Annotated in this window: 15 protein-coding genes and 2 pseudogenes; 2 read left to right on the top strand and 15 right to left on the bottom strand. The window is 41.2% G+C overall.

The genetic code is table 11. The features are described from left to right. Positions 1-96: 96 nt before the first annotated feature. Positions 97-702 (top strand): DNA-binding domain-containing protein, encoded by a 606-nt coding sequence (locus DXA15_RS13215; RefSeq protein ID WP_128134342.1) that lies wholly within the window; start codon positions 97-99, stop codon positions 700-702. A 75-nt stretch (positions 703-777) separates the two neighbouring features. Here the strand turns inward: DXA15_RS13215 and DXA15_RS13210 are convergent, their stop codons facing one another. The 11 genes and pseudogenes from DXA15_RS13210 to DXA15_RS13165 all read right to left on the bottom strand — a co-directional run bounded on the left by DXA15_RS13210 (position 778) and on the right by DXA15_RS13165 (position 15152). Then, positions 778-2331 carry an ATP-binding protein gene (locus DXA15_RS13210; protein WP_128134348.1) on the bottom strand — a complete coding sequence of 518 codons (1554 nt, stop codon included), beginning with the start codon at positions 2329-2331 and terminating at the stop codon, positions 778-780. A gap of 191 nt (positions 2332-2522) precedes the next feature. After that, complete coding sequence (locus tag DXA15_RS28005; protein WP_369683067.1) at positions 2523-2807, bottom strand: glycoside hydrolase family 95-like protein; 285 nt, start codon at positions 2805-2807, stop codon at positions 2523-2525. A gap of 1329 nt (positions 2808-4136) precedes the next feature. Then, positions 4137-4909: pseudogene (locus tag DXA15_RS28000) on the bottom strand (glycoside hydrolase N-terminal domain-containing protein); the annotation flags it as partial. A 50-nt stretch (positions 4910-4959) separates the two neighbouring features. After that, positions 4960-6666 carry an alpha-L-fucosidase gene (locus tag DXA15_RS13195; RefSeq protein WP_128134339.1) on the bottom strand — a complete coding sequence of 569 codons (1707 nt, stop codon included), beginning with the start codon at positions 6664-6666 and terminating at the stop codon, positions 4960-4962. A 142-nt stretch (positions 6667-6808) separates the two neighbouring features. Continuing rightward, a complete protein-coding gene (locus tag DXA15_RS27995) occupies positions 6809-6934 on the bottom strand; it encodes a DUF4469 domain-containing protein (protein WP_368077567.1) in 126 nt (41 codons plus the stop codon). A 61-nt stretch (positions 6935-6995) separates the two neighbouring features. Next, a pseudogene (locus DXA15_RS27990) lies at positions 6996-7190 on the bottom strand (DUF4469 domain-containing protein); the annotation flags it as partial. Positions 7191-7242: 52 nt separating this feature from the next. After that, positions 7243-9021, bottom strand: a complete 1779-nt coding sequence (locus DXA15_RS13185) for an alpha-L-fucosidase (protein WP_128134337.1) — start codon at positions 9019-9021, stop codon at positions 7243-7245. 70 nt (positions 9022-9091) lie between these two features. Next, positions 9092-10555, bottom strand: coding sequence for a RagB/SusD family nutrient uptake outer membrane protein (locus DXA15_RS13180; RefSeq protein WP_158579660.1), 1464 nt, complete (start codon positions 10553-10555; stop codon positions 9092-9094). Between the two features lie 12 nt (positions 10556-10567). Continuing rightward, a complete protein-coding gene (locus DXA15_RS27640) occupies positions 10568-12484 on the bottom strand; it encodes a SusC/RagA family TonB-linked outer membrane protein (RefSeq protein WP_255419965.1) in 1917 nt (638 codons plus the stop codon). Positions 12485-12519: 35 nt separating this feature from the next. After that, positions 12520-13980 carry a SusC/RagA family TonB-linked outer membrane protein gene (locus tag DXA15_RS27635; protein ID WP_255419964.1) on the bottom strand — a complete coding sequence of 487 codons (1461 nt, stop codon included), beginning with the start codon at positions 13978-13980 and terminating at the stop codon, positions 12520-12522. Between the two features lie 155 nt (positions 13981-14135). After that, complete coding sequence (locus tag DXA15_RS13165; RefSeq protein WP_128134334.1) at positions 14136-15152, bottom strand: FecR family protein; 1017 nt, start codon at positions 15150-15152, stop codon at positions 14136-14138. Positions 15153-15281: 129 nt separating this feature from the next. Between DXA15_RS13165 and DXA15_RS13160 the strand changes: the two genes are divergently transcribed. Further along, positions 15282-15872 (top strand): RNA polymerase sigma-70 factor, encoded by a 591-nt coding sequence (locus tag DXA15_RS13160; RefSeq protein WP_128134333.1) that lies wholly within the window; start codon positions 15282-15284, stop codon positions 15870-15872. 33 nt (positions 15873-15905) lie between these two features. Here the strand turns inward: DXA15_RS13160 and DXA15_RS26525 are convergent, their stop codons facing one another. The 4 genes from DXA15_RS26525 to metH all read right to left on the bottom strand — a co-directional run bounded on the left by DXA15_RS26525 (position 15906) and on the right by metH (position 22656). Further along, positions 15906-16601: a redoxin family protein gene (locus DXA15_RS26525; RefSeq protein WP_233567260.1), complete on the bottom strand. Its 696-nt coding sequence runs from the start codon at positions 16599-16601 to the stop codon at positions 15906-15908. A 29-nt stretch (positions 16602-16630) separates the two neighbouring features. Further along, complete coding sequence (locus DXA15_RS26520; protein WP_233567259.1) at positions 16631-17347, bottom strand: hypothetical protein; 717 nt, start codon at positions 17345-17347, stop codon at positions 16631-16633. Between the two features lie 561 nt (positions 17348-17908). Next, positions 17909-18952 carry a DUF3810 domain-containing protein gene (locus DXA15_RS13150; RefSeq protein WP_128134346.1) on the bottom strand — a complete coding sequence of 348 codons (1044 nt, stop codon included), beginning with the start codon at positions 18950-18952 and terminating at the stop codon, positions 17909-17911. 11 nt (positions 18953-18963) lie between these two features. Beyond that, positions 18964-22656, bottom strand: coding sequence for a methionine synthase (metH, locus tag DXA15_RS13145; protein WP_128134332.1), 3693 nt, complete (start codon positions 22654-22656; stop codon positions 18964-18966). Between the last annotated feature and the right edge of the window lie 45 nt (positions 22657-22701).

Below are 22701 nucleotides of genomic sequence, written 5' to 3'. Positions count from 1 at the left end.
CAGCTATCAAACAAGCGTATGACAGTTGGCTGATAAATTAAAAGAAAGCACTCCGGCATTACCGGATGCCTGGTTACACCTTAAACAATAACTGATATGTGTGCAAGATATCGAATGGTTCGCAATCCGAACCCTACTGGAGAGAAGAAAAAACAAGCGTTGCATCCGCGTGTAGTACCTCTCGGGACACTCCATACCGACGATTTAATCGAAGAAGTCGAAAACCGTTCGGGAATTTCGGGAGCAGACATCAAAGGGGCTTTACGGGTCCTTGCAGATGTGGTAGCCGACAGATTGGAACAAGGCTACAATGTCGAAGTAGAGAATTTCGGCTTCCTCAGCGTTTCGCTTTCTTCACGCCCGGTCATGGATAAGAAGGAAATCCGTAGCGAATCGATTCATTTCAAGAATGTCAACTTCCGCTGCGGAAAATACCTGAAAAGTAAATTAAAAACAATGGATCTGGAACGCATGCCGGAAGGAAAAGGAGTGTTACCCCCTTTCGGGGAACGGGTCCGCAGGCTGATGGAATATCTGGAAAAACATCACTATATCACTTGCAGCGATTACCGGGAACTGACGGGTTGCTCCAAGTATCGTGCTTTAGAAGACCTGAAAAAGCTAATCGATGAAGGTAAATTGGAGAAAAATGGGTATCGAAGCACTAGGGTTTATTCATTGCCTTCATCTGAAAAGCATTGATAATAAACAACAAGTTTTTACAGATGAAGAAATGAAGGATTATTTTCGAAAAACTTTTTTCTGAGAAAGAGAATCTTACGACCGGACGATCCACTCCGCAATATTCCGCGTTTCATTATCGAAACTCACACCGATTTTAAACAGAGTCCGCGGGTCGGATGCGAACGGCAAGGCGTATTGCCTGTCTTCGATCTGTTGCAAGGCCTCTTCTGCCGTTCCATTCAACTTGAACTCCATGACATAAATGTAACGGTCGGTCTGTAACACCAAATCTATACGACCACGTGATGTACGATACTCCACTTGGGCATAAAAACCGACCAGCTTGAAAACTATAAACAAGACATTCTGGTAATGTACCTCCAAATTGCGGATCAACTCGTAAGGCGTATCGGAAAAGAAACTTTGAAGACGAACTAAGAACGCATCCACATCCCCCTTACGGATATCTCTAACAAAATGTTGAACTTGGAATGCGGTGTCACCCGCTTTTACGGATGTATAAAAAGGCAACAGATAACGGGTAAAACCTTCTGCGACTTCCTCGTTTGGAAAACCAAGCGTGTACATCTTAAACTCCGGATCATAATCCTTGATCGTCAGATAACCGCTTTGGTAAATGACCGGTATGGGATTGTATGAAACGGCATCAATGCTGTTCAACACGTCCACATCCGTTTCCGTATGCGCCATGCGATACAAATCATAATCCGTGCGCTTCAACAATTCTACCAAATAAGTGGGGGTTCCCGTCTCAAACCAATAACTACCCAACTGCTTATATTTAAAGGCATTCAAAAGGCTGAACGGATTATAAACACCCGGACTGCCTGCCGTGAAATGATAGCCGTCATACTGCTTCTTCAGCAAAGAACAAGTCCCTTCAAACGTGAGGTTCAACGAAACACCCAATGCATGGATATCGTCATCAAAATAGGCATGCAACTCTTCTTCCGATATGCCGCAAAGGGTTACATACGGATCACGCATGGACAAATCGTCCAAGTTGTTCAAATCGCTGAACACACTTACTTTGCCAAACTTCGTAACACCGGTCAGCAAGGCAAAGCGGATCGCACCGTCCATCGTCTTCAACACCCCATAGAAGGTTTTCAGCATATTTCGGAACTCTTCCTGGAGCACTTCATCGCCAATCGCCTGCAACAATGGCTTATCATATTCATCCACCAGAATGACCACACGACGACCCGTCTTTTCATATGCACGGCGAACAATTCCCTTAAAACGAAGTTCAGGTGTCTTCTCCGTTTCCGAACGCCCATACAGGAGTTCCCAATTATGTAACGTATCATCCAAGACATACATCAATTGTTCCACCGAGTCATACTTGCCGGTATTCAAATCCAAATGCAGAATCGGATACTCTATCCAATCCTTCTCCAACTGCTCCATCGCCAAGCCTTTGAATAACTCTTTCTTTCCCTGGAAATAGGCTTCCAAGGTAGATATCAACAGGCTTTTACCGAAACGGCGGGGGCGGCTCAGGAAATAATAACTCCCCGTCTGAACCAATTGATAAATCAATGCGGTCTTATCAACATAAAGATACCCCTCTTTACGGATCTTCTCAAAGTTCTGTATACCTATCGGATAAAGTGTTGCCATAATCTGCTTTTGTTTTCGTACCAAGGACAAAGTTACGGAAAAATCAGCTGGTTTATAGTTACAAAATAAAAAGATTCTTAGCACATACATTCAAAGAAAGTCCAGGACTACAATATAATGCCCAACAAAGCAAAACTATAGTCCTGTTAAAAAAAGTACTATTCAATAAGTTCCCTTATCAATATACCTAATAATTATTCGAGAAAACTATTCAATGTAACAGTTTTCCCTTTTACAAACTTAATAGATTTAACCATATCTCTATATCGAACAGAAACAAATCCATCTTTCTTTGTTCGATCCGCTTTTATAACAGCCTTTTCCAATTTACCCTCTTTCCAGTAAATATCTACCTCGTAACCACCACGAGCACGTAAACCACGAACGCTTCCTGTCGGATATTTAGAAGGTAATGCTGGCAACAAATCAATCTCACCGGCATGACTCTGTAACAAGATTTCCGCCACAGATGCAGCCATACCCAAATTTCCGTCTATTTCCCAATATCCTGTAAAGTTACATGTAAAATTAGGATTCAATGCTTTCATAAAATGACGGTCAATAACCCGTTGTACACTATCCCCCTCGGCCATACGCGCCCAAAAATTTGCCGGAAAAGCCCCGGTCCAACTTCCACTATTATAGGAATATCCAGGTTTTCTATGTTCCAATGTTTTTCTGAATGCTTGCGCCAGTTCCGGAGTACCACGAAGAGTTATCAAATCACTAGCAACAAATCCCCATCCATGAGCCACCTGTCCGCTATTTGGATTAGATGCGCTCCAATCATCATTCCATTCCTGCAAACGACCAGTACGTGGACTTATTTTCATTGGTGCCAATTTATCATATTTCTTTTGTATCTCCAATTTAAATTGTGCATCTTCTCCCAAAATATCAATCGCCGCCATCGTGTTTTTAAATAACGAGCGAATCACTTGCATATCTTGAGCAGCCCCCATACATGCCCAGCCAACTTCACCATTAGGCTTTACATACGTATTTTCAAAAGATTCAGAAGGATTGGTCACCCAATATCCCTCTTTGTCCATCTGTAAATTATCTAAATAAAACAAAGAAGCTCCTGCCAAAACCGGATAATATTCCTTCAAAAACTCTTTGTCTTGTGTAAACAAATAATGTTCCCAAATATGCTGGCACAACCAAGCACCTCCAATTTGGTAAATTGCCCACAAGCCAGATCCACCGACCGGCCATGTTGTCCGCCAAATATCAATATTATGATGAGCGATCCAACCACGGCAATGATACAAATTCTGAGCTGTTTTACTACCATCAACAGTAATTTCCTTGATCATATCCATCAAGGGCAAATGACATTCCGACAAGTTTGCCGTTTCAACCGGCCAATAATTAATCTGAGCATTACAATTAATGGTCCAATTGGAACTCCAAGCCGGTTGTATGTCTTTATTCCAGATCCCTTGTAAATTGGATGGTTGAGAACCTGGACGAGAAGATGCAATTAACAGATAACGACCAAACTGGAAATAAAGAGCCGTCAAAGCAGGATCCGTTCTCGGCTTATATTGCTTAATACGTTCATCCAAAGATAATGAATCAGCGGAAGAAGATCCCAAATCAAGACTTACACGACCAAACAACTCTTTGTAATCAGCTTCGTGACGTTCCAATAATTGCTGATAGCCATGATTGTCCGCTTGATCCAGATATTTATCACAAAGCTTCTTCTCATCTTTACCTTCCGTATTAGGATCCTTATCAAAGCCATTGTAACTAGTAGCAGCGACATAAACTAATACGGCCGAAGAAGCATCTTCCAATTTCAATTTATCGGTATCAGTTGTTACATGCCCATCTGTCTGTAAAATTTCCAATCGCCCTTCAAAACGCATACCATGTCCATCTTCGTAAACAGGATCATGCTTTCCCTGATAATGAGGTTCTGCATGTTTCGGAGCAGTACCTGTAATAGACAAAGTACGATCATTTACGACTTGTACCTGATGCTTTATTTGACTCTCTAGCATTAAGTCCATTTCCAAAGAGGCCTTTTTGTCTGATGCCAATTTGACAACAATCGCTTGATCCGGATAAGAAGCAAATATCTCTCTCGTATAAGTTACATCGCCCTGCTTATAACGAACGGTTACAACTCCTCGATTTAAGTCCAGAACCCGACTATAATCAGAATAATCTTCCTCTTCCATCTTTAATACGATATCAGCCAATGGCATATAACATTCATTCCAAGGTCCCAACATCGTTTATCAATCAATTCCTGTGCTTCCAGATTTTTCTCATCCAACAACAACTGCCTTATTTGAGGTAAATATTGCACTGCCGAAGGATTCTGAACATCACGAGGTTCTCCAGACCAGAACGTATCGTCATTGGTTTGAATTCTTTCTTCTGAAACCCCACCAAAAACCATTCCACCCAAACGTCCATTTCCTATTGGAATTGCTTCTTCCCAAACCTTTGCAGGTTTATTAAAATATAATTCTAATGATCGGGACTCTTGCTTATTTTCTAAAGTACAAGAAGGTAATAAACAACAAACGCCCAACAATAAATAAGTTATCAAACTGCTTTTCATTTTCTTATTATTTTTCAGATATATATCCTTTCTAATTTTTCTAATAAAGATTAATAAACAATCCGCTGAATCGTTACCTCTCCAGCCGACTTCGTAGGATTTCGCTTCACTTTTACTCGCAAACGGGTAGGATATTCATCCAAAGTTTGTTGAGAGCGAGTGATCCGGAAAACACTTTTTCCATCTAACTTAGTTATACCTTCCGGAAATTCTTTTCCATACATCTCTAATTTCCAATCCTTAAATTGTAATCCGGTTGGTTGCTTATTGGTATAATCATAAGCCAACACATTAAATGAAATGTCATAATGACCTATGTTGTTAACATATGGAGTCAAATCTAATGTCAATTCAATCCATGATTCTTCCGAGTAAGTTGAATTTCCCCAAGATGATATTACCACAGGTTTTGCCATATTATTCATTGCCGTAATATCCGACAAGTCACTTTCGACATGATATACTGCAAAATTACGTATTTGAGGTGCTGATTTACTAGCCAATATTTGTAACCGGACCTTTTTGACCAAAGTATTCTGGAAATAATCTATTTTTTTATTTCCAATCGATGTTCCTTTACTCAACAAGATCCACTTATTATTCTTATCCAAGCCTTCTATCTTGTAAGAAGTGACACGTTGGCCTTTTTCTAATTGTTCTTGCAGAATACAATGATTCACAACGGTAGACTTCCCTAAATCTAAAATTAGTTCTTGGGTATTCCCCGAGGTCTTTTTGATCGGATGATCAAATCTTTTCTTTATTTCTTTTCCAAATTCCGCATACCGCTTTACATGCGATGTCGGTATCAAACCCGTAGTATCCGGAGTAGAATTAAGTAATAACACAGAACCTCTTCCTACCGACTTATAATACAAATTCATTAATTGCTCTACAGATAATAACAAATGATCTGTATTGGACGCCCAAAACCATTTATGTCCCTGATTTTTTAACATGGGTACATCCACTTCTACTGGAGCATAACAGTCTCCGTTTATATCAGAGTGTAAAGCTGTTGAAACACCTGTATCCAAATCTTTCTTATTTACGGTGTACCAGTTTGGATCAGGAGCAATACCATCTTCATTTCCTACCCAACGAATATTTGCTTTCTTACTTTGCAAAATGACTGCGTCAGAAGCGTATTTTTCCAATATATCATTCACTGGAACATGACAATTTCCATCAAACCAAACTTCCTTTATCGGACCATACTGAGTCAATACTTCTGTCAGCTGTTGACGATAGATCTTATTATAAGCCTCTTGCTTTGAAGGATCTTCCGTTTTTCCACCACTACCAATTCCTGCACCCCAGTGTTCATCACCGGGATAAACGTAAATACCTAAATCCAATCCATATTTTTTACAGGATGCTGATAAATCTTTCAACACATCACCTTTACCATTACGCCATGGTGTATTCTTAATACCATAATCCGATGTATTTGTCTGCCACCAACAAAATCCACCAGCATGTTTAGCAACAAATAAAATCATTTTAGCATTCCAAGATTTAGCAACTTCACACCATTGATCTGTATTCAATTGTTTGGGATTAATCCTAGAAATCGGATAGGAATGATTATCATATTCACGACCTTGCCAAATGGCTGGACTTAAATGTACAAACATAATTTGTTCATACTGTTGCCACTTTAATTGAGCTTGAGATGGTAACGGAATGTTGGAATTTTGTGCTTTCAGAGATAAAGAAATAAATATTCCCAATAATATGACATACCCCCATTTCATAATTCTTACTTTAGAGTTTTATGCTTATTTTTGAAATCGAAAAATTAAAACAGGATAGATCCAAACTACAAATTGTTTGTGACGATCGTCACAAGTACCTTGAAAGGAAGCTCACAAACAACCTGTACTGATCTAAACTTTATTAACTAACATTGAGTTTGATCGGGCACACCAACGTACGAGGTTCTTTCAACAGCGTTGTCCCGGTAGTGAAATACGTTTCTATCTCTAACCGATATTCGCCAGCAAATAAATCTGTCGGGAATATAAAGATGATCTTTGACGGATCTCACTCCTATAACAGTTATTTCCTCACCCGATTCGGATTTATTATACAACGTTAGTTTACCGATACCCGAACCGTCTGCATTGACACACTTGATTTTGTCACTTTTCAACTGTACCATGCCACCCGGTGTTACCGTACCATTGCTCTTGCCTGTCGTCATATCCAGAACTTCCGCAATATTTGCACCACCCAAGTCCAGTTTACGACCTGAAAATTCCAAGTCTTTTGTGATCATATTTTCACGAAGATCGTAATACCATTTGAAATTTGTCATATAATTTCTATTTTCAATAAACGATTCTTTGTATAGTCACTTCTCCTGTTGATTTCGCAGGATTTCTTTTAATTTTCATTCGTAAACGGGTCGGAAATTCATCTAATGTCTGTTGAGAACGAGTGATCCTAAATACATTTTTCCCTTCTAATTTAGTGATACCTTCCGGAAATTCTTTTCCGTACATCTCTAATTTCCAATCCTTAAATTGCAATCCAGTTGGTTGTCTAGTAATATAATCTCCCGCCAACAAATTAAAAACAATATCATAATGACCTATACTATTGACATACGGAGTCAAATCAAAAACTACATCTGTCCACTCTTCTTCGGAATAAGTATCTTTTTCCCATGAAGAAATAACTATTGGTTTTTCTAAATTGTTCATAGCCAAAATATCAGACAGATCACTTTCTACCTGATATACAGCAAAGTTAGAAATCTGAGGTATTGACTTACTAGATTGAATACGCAATCGCACTTGGCTAACCGACACATTCGGGAAATAGTCGATTTTTTTATTTCCAATCGATGTTCCTTTACTCAACAAGATCCACTTATCATCCTTATCTAAACCTTCTATTGTATAAGAAGTGACACGTTGACCTTTTTCTAATTGTTCTTGCAGAATACAATGATTCACAACGGTAGGCTTCCCTAAATCTAAAATTAGTTCTTGGGTATTCCCTGAGGTCTTTTTGATCGGATGAGCAAATCTTTTCTTTATTTCCTTTCCGAACTCCGCATACCGCTTTACATGAGAAACTGGAATCAACCCAGTTGTATCCGGAGTTGAATTTAGCAACAAAACAGCTCCCCTTCCTACCGATTTATAATACAAATTCATCAATTGCTCTACAGATAATAACAAATGATCGGTATTAGGTGCCCAAAACCATTTATGAGCATTATTCTTTAGCATTGGAACATCCACTTCTACAGGTGCGTAACAATCACCGTTCACATCAGAATGTAATGCTGTTGAGATACCTGTGTCTAAATCTTTTTTATTAACCATATACCAATTAGGATTCGGGGCAATACCATCCTCATTTCCCACCCAGCGAATATTTGCTTTTTTACTCTGCAAAATGACTGCGTCAGAAGCGTATTTTTCCAATATATCATTAATTGGCACATGACAATTCCCATCAAACCAAACCTCCTTTATAGGACCATACTTAGTTAATACTTCTGTCAACTGCTGACGATAGATCTTATTATAAGCCTCTTGCTTTGTGGGATCTTCCGTTTTTCCACCACTACCAATTCCTGCACCCCACTGTTCATCACCGGGATAAACGTAAATACCTAAATCCAATCCATATTTTTTGCAAGATTCAGATAAATCTCTCAGTACATCACCATTTCCATTACGCCACGATGTATTCTTTATTCCATATTCCGTTGTATTCGTCTGCCACCAACAAAAACCACCAGCATGTTTAGCAACAAATAAAATCATTTTAGCATCCCAAGATTTAGCTACCTTACACCATTGATCTGTATCCAATTGTTTAGGATTAATCTTCGATATCGGATATGAATGATTATCATATTCACGACCTTGCCATGTACAAGGATCTAAACACAAAAACATAATCTGTTCATATTTTTGCCAACGTAACTGTGCTTCTGATGGTAATGGAATATCTTGAGAATATCCTATAATAGGAATCATTACAAACAACAACCCTAAAATTGCTTTACATAACATATGCTTAATCATATAAATAAAATTTAACAACAAATTATGTCGAAACAAAAAATGATTATTAATAGGAATATCCATAAAATAGAAAATTTTGAATTCAAATTATCTATAACCAATATTTTTGTTCCGACATAAATCCAACAAACTATTAATATCCAGACTTTTGATCCAACTTCGGATTAATATCTATTTCACTTTGCGGGAAAGGCCACACATAATACCGATCTTCAAAATGACAAGGGCCTCCTGGAGTAACTAAATTGTTCATTACATCTTTAGCTATTTTCCAACGGACCAAATCAAAATGTCTCAACCCTTCAAATGCTAACTCTCTTCTTCGTTCATTACGAAGTCCATCTCTTGTCACAGAAGAGAGTGTTTCTAAACCTGCTCGTTCTCGAATACTATTAAAGGATTGAACAGCCAAAGGATCTGTCGTAACTCCATTATTCTGTTCAAGCATCGCCTCAACATACATCAGAAGGACATCTGCATATCTTAAGACGATTATATTATTATCCGTCCTAAAATCATAAGCTGTATTTGCATAAATACTCTTGTTATTTTTATCAAAATGCTTTAATAAGACATACCCCGTCAAAGATGTTTGTTCCATTTCAACCTCTTCTCCAAAAGGATTTGTCCACGTTTTTTCTCCTTTCCCTACATATACATACCAAGACTTGAACCGTGTATCTTTTTCTGTATCATATATATCTATTAAATCTTTGGTTGGAGTCAAAGCATTCCAATAATAAAACTCCATTTCCGCATTATGACGATAATCAGGATTCAAATAATTAATAGAAAATATAATTTCGGGATTATTGGCTTGACCTTCACGTTTAATAAAAATAGATTCATACGTATCTGCTAATTTATTTTTCCCTGCATTAATGATACCTTTTGTTTCATCTTCTACAGTTTTCCAATCCCCCCTAAATAAAGCAACACGAGCCTTCAATGCTTTAGCTGATGACTTCACTGCATGTCCACTTGCATAAGCTACATCTTCCAAATTTTCAATAGCAAAATCAAGATCCTCATTTATAAAAGCATACACATCTTCTGCCGAACTCTGTTTTACTTTATAATCGTCTATTGTATCCAATAACTCTTTATATAAAGGGACATCTCCATAGTGCATTGCTAAATTGAAATAACAATAAGCTCTCAGAAAACGAACTTCAGCTTCATATTTATTGGCATCAGAATCAGAAGTAAAAATAGCCTCCTTTACCTGATAAAAATTCTTTAAGAATACATTACAAGCAGAAATACCCACATAAGAACCTGCATATATATCACTCACAGGACCTCCAGTAGTCGGTTCTATATAACCCTGCTGCATATTAAAGAAAACCATCTGAGAACCATGCCTACAATAGGCATTATCTGTGATTCCTTCTAACCAATACATATTCCAGTCCATATACCCATTTCTCATTTTGGAATACACACCAGTTAATCCCATTTCAATATCCCTTTCTGATTTCCAGAAATTATCAGGACCTAATTGATCCTGAGGAAATAAATCCATCTCGTGGCAAGAAGTCAAATAAAAAGACCCAAATAACACAAGAGCTAAATTAAATAACTTATTTATTTTCATATTAATAATCATTTAGAACCGTAAATTAACACCTAAAGAATATGTTTTTGCTTGTGGATATTGAACGTGCCAACCATCACCTCCTCTTTCCGGGTCATAATCCGGATATTCTGTTAATGTAAATAAATTTTCTCCAGAGAAATAGACCCTTAAAAAATCAATTCCTATCTTATTCAAATAACGCTTAGGAACATTATACCCAAATTGCAAATTTTTCAATCGTAAATAAGATGCGTCTTTCAAATTATAGGTAGATCGTGTATTCCACATTGGAGCATATCCAGGTGCATATAAAGCAGGCACATCTGTATCTGTATTCTCAGGAGTCCATGCATTCAAGAATTTTTTATTTGGAGGTGCTCCTTGAGAGAAAGGATCTTCACCAAAGAAGTTTGTCCAAATCTTCCGTCCTTCCACACCTTGGAAAAATAAAGACAAGTCAAAATCTTTATAACCAAAATTCAGATTAAAAGAATACAGCATCTTAGGATAAACACCTTTCACCATCGTCCGGTCTTCACTATTGATCACGCCATCTTCATTCAAATCTTTGAATTTAATATCTCCCGGTTGTGGATTGTAAGGATGTTTTGGGGAGTTAGCTATATCTTCTTTTGATTGGAATATTCCATCCCAAATATAAAGATAATGTTCTCCATATGGTTTCCCTTCTTCATAAATATTACTTCCATAAGAAGGAGCCATTAATTGAAGTACTTTATTCTTATTAAAAGAGGCCATGAAACTTGCTCCATACGTAAAATCGCCAATCTTGTTTTGATGTCCTACTTCGAATTCAACACCTCGATTTCGTAATTTTCCGTAATTAACCGTTGGAGCCGACATTCCAACACTCGCTGGAATAGGAGCCTGTGACAATATACCATCAGTAACCTTATTATACCAGTCAAACGTCAAACTGAATAATCCATTGGCCAAATTAGCTTCCAAACCTATATCCGTTGCTGTTGTTGTTTCCCATTTCAAATCTTTGTTCTTCAATGCATTTTGTACAACACCTTGAGCAACTTCATTATCAAATATATAAGAAGCTGTTTGATATACATCTTGATATGGATAATTACCAATTTCTGAGTTACCTAATTTTCCCCAAGAAGCTCTCAGTTTTAAATTATTCACCCAAGATAAATTGTCCTTAATGAAGTTTTCCTCAGAAATGCGCCATGCTGCAGAAAAAGAAGGGAAAATACCCCATCGGTTATCTTTATAAATACGACTTGTTCCATCATATCTAAAATTCACTTCTGCCAGATATTTACCTTGATAGGCATAATTTAATCTTCCAAATAAAGATCTTAACGCAAATTCAGTTATATTTCCAGATAATGTTTGTCCTTCTGTCGAACCTCCGTCTAACTCCGTCATCGAATCTGATGGATAAAAATCACGACGGCCACTCATTGTTCGAAGACTTTGCCCTTCGTCTTGAAAACCCAACAAGGCTCTTAAAGAATGATCTGGTGTTATATCCCATTGGTAATCCAATGTCGTATAAAACATAGTATACAATTGTCTGTGGGTATAATTATATACTCCTTTTTCAGGGAAGAAATCTGTAGCCAAGATATGTTCATTACGCCCCCCTGAGAGATATTCAGATTCTGGAAGATAATAATAACCTTCTGGATGAGCAGGATAATGTTGTTTTTGAAATTGGTCGGCATAACGGAATCCGGCACGTGTATTCCATGTCAATTTCATATTATCCTTTTTAATGAAATCAACCATTGCATAAGCCTGTGCATTCGCTATCCAATTCTCTATATCTCGGGAAGTTTCATTCATGGCCCAAACAGGATTTCGATTCTGCCACTCACCTCCTAAATTTTCCGGCATACTTTCATAAGAGTACCTTCCACTTCCATCTGGTAAATAAGGCATTGCCATTGGACGAGATGAAGCGATCATTAATATCAAAGCGTGATTCGTATAATAAGGTTCCCCTACCTTTCCATTATAAAATTGAGACGTTGCCCTATCTTAATTCTGTCATGCACTTGAGCCTCCAAATTCATCAAGCCTGTCAACCGCCGATAGTCATGATTAGGAAGCAATCCTTCTTGATCTAAATAACCCAGGCTTACATTATAAGTAACTTTCTCCGTTCCTCCATTAATGCCTACATTATGGCTCATTGTATGTCCAGTCTTGAATGTTTCTTCCATCCAATTATAATCTGGATATAATAATTTATTTCGATTAGGGTCCTTATATCTATCTATCATTTCTTGAGAGTATTTGGTACGTCCTCCCATTCTATCCGCCATCTGATTATACATTTCCATATAAGTAGCAGAATCCCATATCTGATCTCCTAATTTAGTTGCTTGCTGCCAACCATAATTAAAGCTGTAAGAGATTTGTGCTTTTCCCGCTTTACCTTTTTTTGTCGTAACCAGAATCACACCATTTGCTGCTCTTGCTCCATATATTGATGCCGAAGCTGCATCTTTCAATACACTAATAGATTCAATATCATCAGGTGACAATGCACTGAATTCTCCAACAACACCATCTACTAATATTAATGGAGCTGAATCAGCCCCAAAAGAGCCCTTTCCCCTAATCAAAATAGATCCAGAATCTCGACCTGGCTGCCCTGTATTGGTTACTATTTGTAAACCTGTAACTTTTCCCTGTATCATATTTTGGACATTCGGTTGTGGACGCTCTGCCAAATCTTTTGAACTTACAGATGCTACCGCTCCCGTTAAATTTACTTTCTTCTGCACCCCATACCCAACAACCACTACTTCATCCAACTCTTGCGAATTTTCCTTCAATGCAATAGTCAAATCCGTACGGTCTCCGACAGTCACTTCCTGCCCAAGATACCCAATATAAGAAACCTGTATTGTTGCTTTATTCGATACTGTCAAACTGAACTTACCATCGATGTCTGTTATTACTCCATTCGTTGTGCCTTTCTCTATCACATTTGCCCCAATAACAGGGTCGCCGTTCTGGTCCTTAACAACACCCGTAATTGTCTTTCCTTTTTGTTGTACTATTAATGATTCCTGTTTCTCTGTCGACAAGATAATTTTCTTATCTACTACCGAATAATGCACATCCGTACCGGCAAACACAGTTTCCAGCACTTTGAATATATCGCTTTTCTTAGCTACGACAGAGACCCTCCGATTCAGATCGACATGTTTGATATTGAAGAAGAATGAGAAATCTGATTGTTCCTCGATCTCGTCTAACACTTCCTTTACCGTTTGATTCCGCATCTCCAGAATCACTGTAGCCTTCTGTGCATAGCTGTCTGTTGCTTGCGCCAAACCGATGGAACATAATAGTAAGAAGACTGATAACTTCATAACTCTCGGTATTTTATTTAAGATAAACCGCAGAAACTCTGCTACCCAAAACTGTTGGGTATTAAAATGTTTTTGCATAACTTTGTACTGATCTAATTAATAAAAGTGATTTACTACTGCTTGTCGCCAAACAAGCGTTTTAAATTAATTCTTTCCATCCGGTGAAATACGCCAATATTTCACCGGATGTTTTTCTTTAGGGTGGTTTGCTTTTCATGATCTTTTCAATTAGATTAATAAATTTCTATTCTCGCTCTCTCATTTGTCGTATTCTGGGTATCCAGATAACGCCATTTTATATTCGATGATATTTTAAATATTTCCAATATACGTTCCAGACGCTGGTTTGTGAAAGTTCCGTTGAAAGCTTCACTGCGAAGACGGTCATTGGATAACACAAAGTTTACATTAAAACGTTTCTCCAACATCCGCAATGCTTCCGGTAACGGAGTTGCCAGGAAAACGATCTTTCCGTCTTTCCAGGCAGTTTCTGTTTCACCGCTTGTCCGGAGCAACTTAACCTGAGAAGAGGTTGTATCATACAGCAGTTTTTGTCCGGGCTTCATCTCTACCGTAGCTAGTTGCTGATTCTTCTGATAAGCAAAGCGAACTTTCCCTTCCACCAACGTTGTGGAGATAAACGAATCTCTCTCGAACGCTTCCACATTAAAAGACGTTCCCAGAACTTCAATCTGCGTTTGACAAGGACCGGATACGATAAAACGATGCTCAGGATCTTTCTGTACTTCAAAGAAGGCCTCTCCTTTTAGTTGAACATTTCTCTTTTCTCCACTGAAAGAAGAAGGATAGGTCAAAGAAGATTCCGAATTAAGATAGACTTTGGAACCGTCAGGAAGGTCGACAGTCGTCGTCATTCCCGGATTTGTTTTTATCTCGATCATCCGGGCAATCTCAGTCCGGGGAGTAAAGTGCTCGATGCCCCAGATAATAAGAAGGGGAACAAAGAGAATAGCTGCCACCCGCTGTACCCAGATAAACCAGTTTACGAGCGAATGTTCCTTACTCATTTTACGGTTGACGGAAGCCAAAGCCCTCTCTGTATTCACCTGCGATTCCATCCGCACCGCGCCCATTGCCTGATCGATGGCATACATTTGTTTGACAATCCGGTAATTATCTTCCGACTGCCCGATCCATTCCTCTACCATCCGGCATTCTTCTATCGTTGCCTCACCGGAACAATACCGGGGAAGAATCTCTTCGATCTTATCTATATTAAATGTTTCCATCTGCACTTTTATTCCTTTTTATATATTAGACAAGAGAACTACGACAGATTACTAAACGGGAATCCACTTTTTTTTGATATTTTTTTTCTACGACAAAAAACCTACCTTTGCAACCAGGGAGAAAGTAATATGAAAAATACCTCACAAGTGATAGATGATTTATTTCTGTTATCAGCCATGCAACATGGGGATAAAAAGGCCTATGGTACCTTATTCAGAAGATACTATCCAATGTTATGTACATATGCAAATCGATTTGTCAGTCTGGAAGATGCCGAAGAGATCGTGCAGGATGTCATGTTATGGTTATGGGAAAATCGGGAAATACAAACCTTCAATACCTCCTTCAGCCAATACCTGTACAAGGCTGTCTACCACAGATGTATCAATCAACTTACCCGCCAGCAGTCACAATTACGGGCAGAAACGCGTTTCTACGAATATATGCTGGAAATGCTACAGGATACCGATTTCTATCAAACGGAAGAGTTGAAAAAGCATATCATCGAGGCAATACATGCCTTACCGCCCAGTTACCGGGAGGCATTTGTAATGCATCGCTTTGAAAATAAAAGTTATAAAGAGATTGCCGAAATCCTGCAGGTTTCCACCCAAACGGTAAATTACCGCATCCAGCAAGCCTTAAAACAGTTACGGGTCAGTTTAAAAGATTATTTACCGATCATCTTCTTATTACTCCCCAAAAACCTGCTTTCTTAAAGGCTTACTGAATTATAAGGTTAGAATTTAGAATCATTCACCGGCTTCCCGTAACTGTTCCGCCAGTTTATCCATATCTTCCGGGCTGGCTGCTTTCTTGAATTGCAATTCTCCTTTCTTATTGATGATGGCACAATGAGGAAGATATAATGCGCCATTATTGCCGAATGTATTGTAGATATCCATCTTGAAGAAGTCGTTAATGATAACATGTTCTCCCTTCAAATCATAAAATGCAGCCAGTTTCTTCCACAAGTTCGCATCCGTCTGACGGTCTACCGATATATAAAGCAACACGATATCATTCTCCTTTGCATATTGCTGCAAAGGTTTTACGTGAGCAAAAGATTCACGACACGGACTACACCATGTAGCCCAGATATCAATAAAAATAACCTTCCCTAAATACCGATTCGCAATTTCTTCAAAAGTACGCACGCTATCCGTATTCAATAGATGGACGTCTTCCGGTATCTCAATATTGTTAAACGCAATATTCTTTTGTGTAGCTTCATTGAGTGAAGGCATGAGAAGGCTTGAAGGATGCAATTCTTTAAACTGTTCATATAAAGCGGGTATCCCCGTCGAATAACTCTCGTTCGAAGCATCTTCAAGAATAACGTTGGCCATGGCGACTTCCTGTACACGCCCTTTCAGGTTGTTTTTATACCAGTCGAAAAGTTTCTGTTTGCCTTCATTCCGGTCTTTGGGCTGCTGTTTTGTTTTCATGTAAAGTTCTATACCGGCTACATTGGATATCACATCAGCAAATGCGTCGGAAAAGACATTCTCCGGCCGCTGATATCAGCATATGCCAGCATTTCCGGATAAACGGCCTCCCACTCTTTCTTGGTTTCTTCCGTTCCCAGATAGTCAATACCGAAATATTGGTTCATAAAGGCCAGCAACATCTGCATACGAACGTCTTGCACCGCCCTCTTTTTGAATACATCATCCACCCCATTAATTTTTTGTTCTATTCCCGACGCATAGTCCGTCAGTTTCTGATAGACAGAAGAGGCTACCGTATCCTTTGCCACCTGGAAAGCATCCCCTCTTCGTGCTCTCAAATTAAAGACTTCTCCCTGTAACCGGGAAAGTTCTTTTACTATTTCATTTTCATTTGCCAACGTATTTTCAATACTCAGGCTATTTTCGAGGGATGCGTCGATATCGAGTACATTCTTTCCCGGTTCAGCATAAACCGTTCCCAGATATTTTTGCCCGTAAATGTAAAAGGATATCTTCTCATTTCCTTTAGACGGAAAAGTTATACGATACGTACTGTCGGCTTGCAGAAACAAGGTATCTCTTTGTGTTGCATTGTATATACCATCCATTGTCGGCCGATAAACGATCGTATTACCGGAAAGATTCGAAACTTTACCTTCAAGGGTTATCGATTCCGGCGAACACCCCGTTAATCCAAAGATAGCTATACCAGCCAATACACATCCCAGTCTTTGATTTTTCATCTTATTAGTTTTAGATATTTGCTACATAATTGATATACGCAAAAGTAGAGAATTATTTAGCAAATATCTACCGTTAGGTATTAATTTGTTTCAGTCATGATCAGATATGATCTATCTAATTATCGACCGGTTGTAACTGCCTCCCCTCTGGAGAGGGGAAGGGGGTGTGTTATATTCCAGCCTATACAACCTCCATAATCAGAGTCACTTAACTATTGTAGATTCATTTGCCGTTTGCTTCAGCTGACGGTTTACAAGTTATTTCTCTCTTTTGGCTTCAGCCACATTTCTCTTAGATAGAAACCTGTAAGAAATGGGACTAAAGTCCGGAGAAATAGATAATTTATTAATCCGTCAGCTAAAGCAGACGGCAAATGAACCTGTAACAAAGCCTGTTTTATAGACTGGATTTAACACACCCCCTTCCCCTCTCCAAAGGGGAGCCAGTTACAACCAGTCACTAAACCGATAGCTCAAATCTTTCTAAATTGGCATATTGCCACATTGGCTTATTTTCTATCTTTTCACCGGTGTAAATCCTTCTGTTGGCTTGTTACGCGATCATTTTTCTTGTGAGGAAGCATCCAGAGCCATTAAAAGAGCGACCACTTCCGAATAATTCTGACGGCCGGAAGGAATGTTGTTTCCTTTCAGGAACCAATTATAGACCGTGTCCTGTATATCGCCGATTGTCGGGCTATACAACGTTTGCCAGTAAGCCACTTTACGGTTGTAGGCATCCTTCACATCCGGAGAGATTGTTTCTTTCCAACGGTTGAAATCCTCTTCCGGCAACAACTGGTACACATTGCCCAGCACATAAGGTAACAAACCGAAATAAGCGGAGAAACGTATTTCCGGCACTTCGGAACGTGAACATGCCAGAAAACCGTACAGATTTGCCTCCGCCTCATTGGAAATGCCCAGTACATGTGCCATTTCATGAGCATAGGTGAAAGGATACTGGATCGGAAGCAGATCCGGATTCAGATTGTATTCGGTAAAGAACGGTCCCATATATCCCAGTACGCCGACACCGCTCATCAGGGCCGGGACCAGCATCGGTTTCGGATGCAAGTAAGCCGCCGGCCGGACCAGGCCGAAACGTCCCGCTATTTCCCGGTAGCTTTTCTCCACCTCCTTCGCCACGACCGCCTTATCGATCTTCCCGACAGGAACAAAGGAAGCATTCAATGCCTCCGTGTAATCAGCCAGAAACGAACGGAAGTTATCCTCCGAATAGGCTGCATAAGGCACTTCCGCCCGGGCATAGAAGTTCATCCTGAAATAATTCATCCCCCAGGCCATATAGAACCAGACATATACCCAAAGCAAAAATTCCGCCATCCGCCCGATGGTTCTCAGCCACGGACGCCGTTTCACAATCGCATAAACCAGATAGACTATCAACCCGGCAATACTGCCATAAATAAAGCAATCACCGATCGAGAAAGGGAAAAGAGAAGAAAAACGGGATAACACCGCCGAAAATACCGGATAAACCGTACGGGCATACCACTCTCCCATCACAGGAGAAGACATAGTCGTCCAGATAAACACCAGCAAGACCGCCAGTACAACCCAGCGCAAACGTATATTTTTAATCACATCCACATTCAGGATATATTCTTATTCAACAATTTCTTTGCCTCCGCCTCCGACAGGTTGCGGCGACTGGCATATTCTTTCATTTGTTCTTCATCGATCGAGCCGATCATGAAATACTGCGAATCAGGGTGGGCGATGTAGATACCGCTGACTGTTGCGGTGGGATACATGGCACCGTTTTCCGTCAGTTTCACATGGATCTGCGACATATCGAGCAGGTTGTCCAACGTATAATTCAACAACTGGTCGGGCAATGAAGGATAACCGATTGCCGGACGGATACCCTGATATTTCACTTTGTACAGGTCAGGGATCGACAAAGCTTCGTCCGGAGCATACCCCCAGTATTCCTTGCGGACTTTTTCATGGAGATATTCCGCCAGGGCTTCCGCCAGACGGTCCGTCAATGTCTGAAGCAACATGGAATTGTAGGTATCCCCTTCTTCTTCCAGCTTATTCTTCAAGTCTTCGGCACCGACACCGGCCGTTACGACAAACGCACCCGCATAATCGGTACGGCCTTCCGACACCGGCATGATATAATCGGCCAGCGATTTATAAATGCCCTCCTCCTTTTTCGACTGCTGACGCAATACCGGAATCGCGATCTCTCCTATCCGGATCGTATCGCCATCGCTGTTAGCCGGGAAGAGACCATAGATGGCCTTGCAATATTCAGCCTTCATCTCTACCAGCCGGTCCAGCAGTTTAACGGCGTCTTTATACAGTTGCATGGCTTCGGCAGCCTTGGCACGGTCCTCTTCCGGAAAATCGGCCAGCCAGGAAGCACGACAAGCGTCGCAACCATGTATCTGAGTGATACCGGCAAAGCGGCCGTTCAGTTTCCAGGCGGTAAAGAAGAATGTCCAATGTATATAAGGAATGATTTCCTCCAACGGGATATAAGGCAATACATGAATACCCATCTGATTCGGAACTACCGGCATATATCCCTTCCAGTCTATCTGTTGAGGATTGGCACGGGCTTCACTCAGTGAAACCAGCACTTCCTTTTTCTTTTCCATGGAAGCACGCAAGGCTTCATATTCATTATTCAGGTTTTCGATATACGCATCACGGGTATCCGGATTCAGCAGCTTGGCTGCGATCAACGGGTTCTGCGATGCATCGAGCACATGGATCACCGGATAGTCGTAATGAGGAGCGATCTTGATAGCCGTATGCAATTTGGAGGTTGTCGCACCGCCCACCATAATAGGTATGGTCAGACCGGCTTTCTGCATTTCATCCGTCACATGCACCATCTCTTCCAACGAAGGGGTGATCAGGCCGGACAGGCAAACCAGGTCAGGCTGCTCCTTCATGGCAGTCTGCACGATCACTTCGGCAGGAACCATCACGCCCAGGTCGATCACTTCGTAGTTGTTGCAGGCCAAGACGATCGAAACGATATTCTTTCCGATATCATGCACATCGCCTTTTACAGTAGCAAAAACCACCTTTCCGGCTTTTGCCGAACCGGAAGCGGACTTCTGCGCCTCGATGGCCGGTTGCAGGATAGCCACTGCCTTTTTCATCGTACGGGCGGTCTTCACCACCTGCGGCAGAAACATTTTTCCGGCCCCGAACAATTCGCCGACCTTATTCATCCCGCTCATCAACGGACCGTCGATAATATCCACGGCACGCGGATATTCCTTCAACGCCTCCTGCAAGTCTTCTTCCAGATGGTCACCGATACCTTTTATCAGGGCGTATTCAAGACGTTCCTTCAATGGTTGTTCACGCCAGGCTTCATGCTTTTCTTCCGTTCCGCCCTGTTTCTCAACGACCAGGTTCTGGGCATAGGTGATCAGTTCCTCTGCCGCTTCGGGACGGCGGTACAGGATCACATCTTCCAGCAAATTGCGGAATTCCGGTTCTATATCTTCATACAGTACGGCAGACGACGGGTTGACAATCCCCATATCCAGTCCCTTGCTGATAGCATGGTAAAGGAATACGGAGTGCATCGCCTCACGTACATAATTATTTCCACGGAATGAGAACGACAGGTTACTGATACCGCCGCTCACCTTCGCACCCGGCAAGTTCTGTTTGATCCATTCGACGGCACGGATAAAATCGAGTCCGTATCGGTTATGTTCTTCCATCCCGGTTGCGATTGCCAGCACATTCGGGTCGAAAATAATTCCGTTCGGGTCGAAATCTATTTTCTCCCGGAGGAGACGGTAAGCGCGTCCGCAGACTTCGGCTTTCCGTTCGAAAGTATCCGCCTGCCCTTTTTCATCGAAAGCCATCACCACGGCGGCAGCTCCCAACTGTTTGATGCGGGCGGCATGGGCCAGGAAGACTTCCTCCCCTTCTTTCAACGAGATCGAGTTGACAATACTCTTTCCCTGCACACACATCAGTCCCTCTTCGATCACTTCCCATTTGGAAGAGTCGATCATGACGGGGACACGGGCTATGTCCGGTTCAGAAGCTACCAGGTTCAGGAAAGTAGTCATCTCCTTCACCGCATCGAGCATTCCGTCGTCCATATTGATATCGATCACCTGGGCACCGTCTTCCACCTGTTTGCGGGCAATGGTCAGCGCCTCTTCATAGTTTCCCTCTTTGATCAGGCGCAGGAACTTGCGCGAGCCGGCCACGTTACAACGTTCGCCGATATTGATAAAGTTATTTTCTTTCTTTACTTCCAGCAGTTCGAGGCCCGACAGCCACAGGCAATCCGGTTTCGGAGCCGGCACATGCGGCTTCGCTCCTTTTACCAATGCCGGATACTGGGCGATATGGGCCGGAGTCGTACCGCAACAGCCACCGATAATATTTACCAGTCCTTCTTCGATAAACGGTTTGACATGGACAGCCATCTTTTCGGGTGTCTCATCGTACGTACCGAAACTGTTAGGCAACCCGGCATTCGGATAGGCACTGATAAAGTAAGGGGCATGCTTGGCCAGTTCCGCCAGATAAGGCTTCATATCGGCCGCACCGAACGAGCAGTTCAGGCCGATGCTGACCAGGTTGATATGCTGAACCGATGCCAGGAAAGCACCCAACGTCTGCCCGGACAACGTGCGTCCGCCCTGAGCCGACAACGTCAGGGACAACATGATGGACAGGTTTTTGCCTTTTTCCTTCAATGCTGTTTCGGCTGCCTCGAGTCCGGCTTTCACGTTCAGCGTATCGAAGGTAGTCTCGAAAAGGATAAGATCGACACCACCGTCAATCAAGGCCTCCACCTGTTCCTTATATGCTTTATATACATCTTTATAGGTAACGGCACGATAAGCAGGGTTGCTTACATCGGGGCTCATGGAGGCGGTCTTGTTAGTCGGACCGATCGAGCCGGCAACAAAAACAGTCCTGTCGGGATGTTCCGCCATGAACTTGTCGGCCACTTCGCGTCCCAACTTACCGGCGGCCAGGTTTATTTCGCGCACATATTCCTGCATAGCGTAATCTTCCATCGAGATCGCGTTGGCATTGAATGTGTTGGTAGCAAAAATATCGGCCCCGGCATCCAGGTATTGCCGGTGAATGGATTTGATCACATCCGGACGGGTAATGCACAACAGGTCGTTGTTCCCTTTCAGTTGTCCGGGGAAATCGGCAAAACGGTCGCCGCGATAATCCTGTTCATTGAGTTTGAATCCCTGGATCATGGTACCCATACCACCATCCAGTATCAGGATACGCTCCTGGAGAGATCGTATAAATAGTTCTTTAGTCATAGATATGTTGTTTCTTTATGAAAAGAGAAACGGCAAGAATATCTC

Origin of the sequence: Parabacteroides sp. AM58-2XD (assembly GCF_003463685.1) — a bacterium.
Classification (GTDB): Bacteria; Bacteroidota; Bacteroidia; order Bacteroidales; family Tannerellaceae; genus Parabacteroides; species Parabacteroides segnis.
The sequence above is the reverse complement of the archived record's forward strand: the minus strand, read 5'-3'. Positions and strand labels throughout refer to the sequence as shown.

Bases quoted from the DNA above. Each gene is read 5' to 3' on its own strand.
- DXA15_RS27640 (WP_255419965.1), bottom strand. From the start codon at position 12,484: ATGATCGCTTCATCTCGTCCAATGGCAATGCCTTATTTACCAGATGGA.
- DXA15_RS13180 (WP_158579660.1), bottom strand. From the start codon at position 10,555: ATGAAAATAAATAAGTTATTTAATTTAGCTCTTGTGTTATTTGGGTCT.
- DXA15_RS26520 (WP_233567259.1), bottom strand. From the start codon at position 17,347: ATGAAAAATCAAAGACTGGGATGTGTATTGGCTGGTATAGCTATCTTT.
- DXA15_RS28005 (WP_369683067.1), bottom strand. From the start codon at position 2,807: ATGGCTGCATCTGTGGCGGAAATCTTGTTACAGAGTCATGCCGGTGAG.
- metH (WP_128134332.1), bottom strand. From the start codon at position 22,656: ATGACTAAAGAACTATTTATACGATCTCTCCAGGAGCGTATCCTGATA.
- DXA15_RS26525 (WP_233567260.1), bottom strand. From the start codon at position 16,601: ATGAAAACAAAACAGCAGCCCAAAGACCGGAATGAAGGCAAACAGAAA.
- DXA15_RS13160 (WP_128134333.1), top strand. From the start codon at position 15,282: ATGAAAAATACCTCACAAGTGATAGATGATTTATTTCTGTTATCAGCC.
- DXA15_RS13165 (WP_128134334.1), bottom strand. From the start codon at position 15,152: ATGGAAACATTTAATATAGATAAGATCGAAGAGATTCTTCCCCGGTAT.
- DXA15_RS13185 (WP_128134337.1), bottom strand. From the start codon at position 9,021: ATGGATATTCCTATTAATAATCATTTTTTGTTTCGACATAATTTGTTG.
- DXA15_RS13215 (WP_128134342.1), top strand. From the start codon at position 97: ATGTGTGCAAGATATCGAATGGTTCGCAATCCGAACCCTACTGGAGAG.
- DXA15_RS13195 (WP_128134339.1), bottom strand. From the start codon at position 6,666: ATGAAATGGGGGTATGTCATATTATTGGGAATATTTATTTCTTTATCT.
- DXA15_RS27635 (WP_255419964.1), bottom strand. From the start codon at position 13,980: ATGCAAAAACATTTTAATACCCAACAGTTTTGGGTAGCAGAGTTTCTG.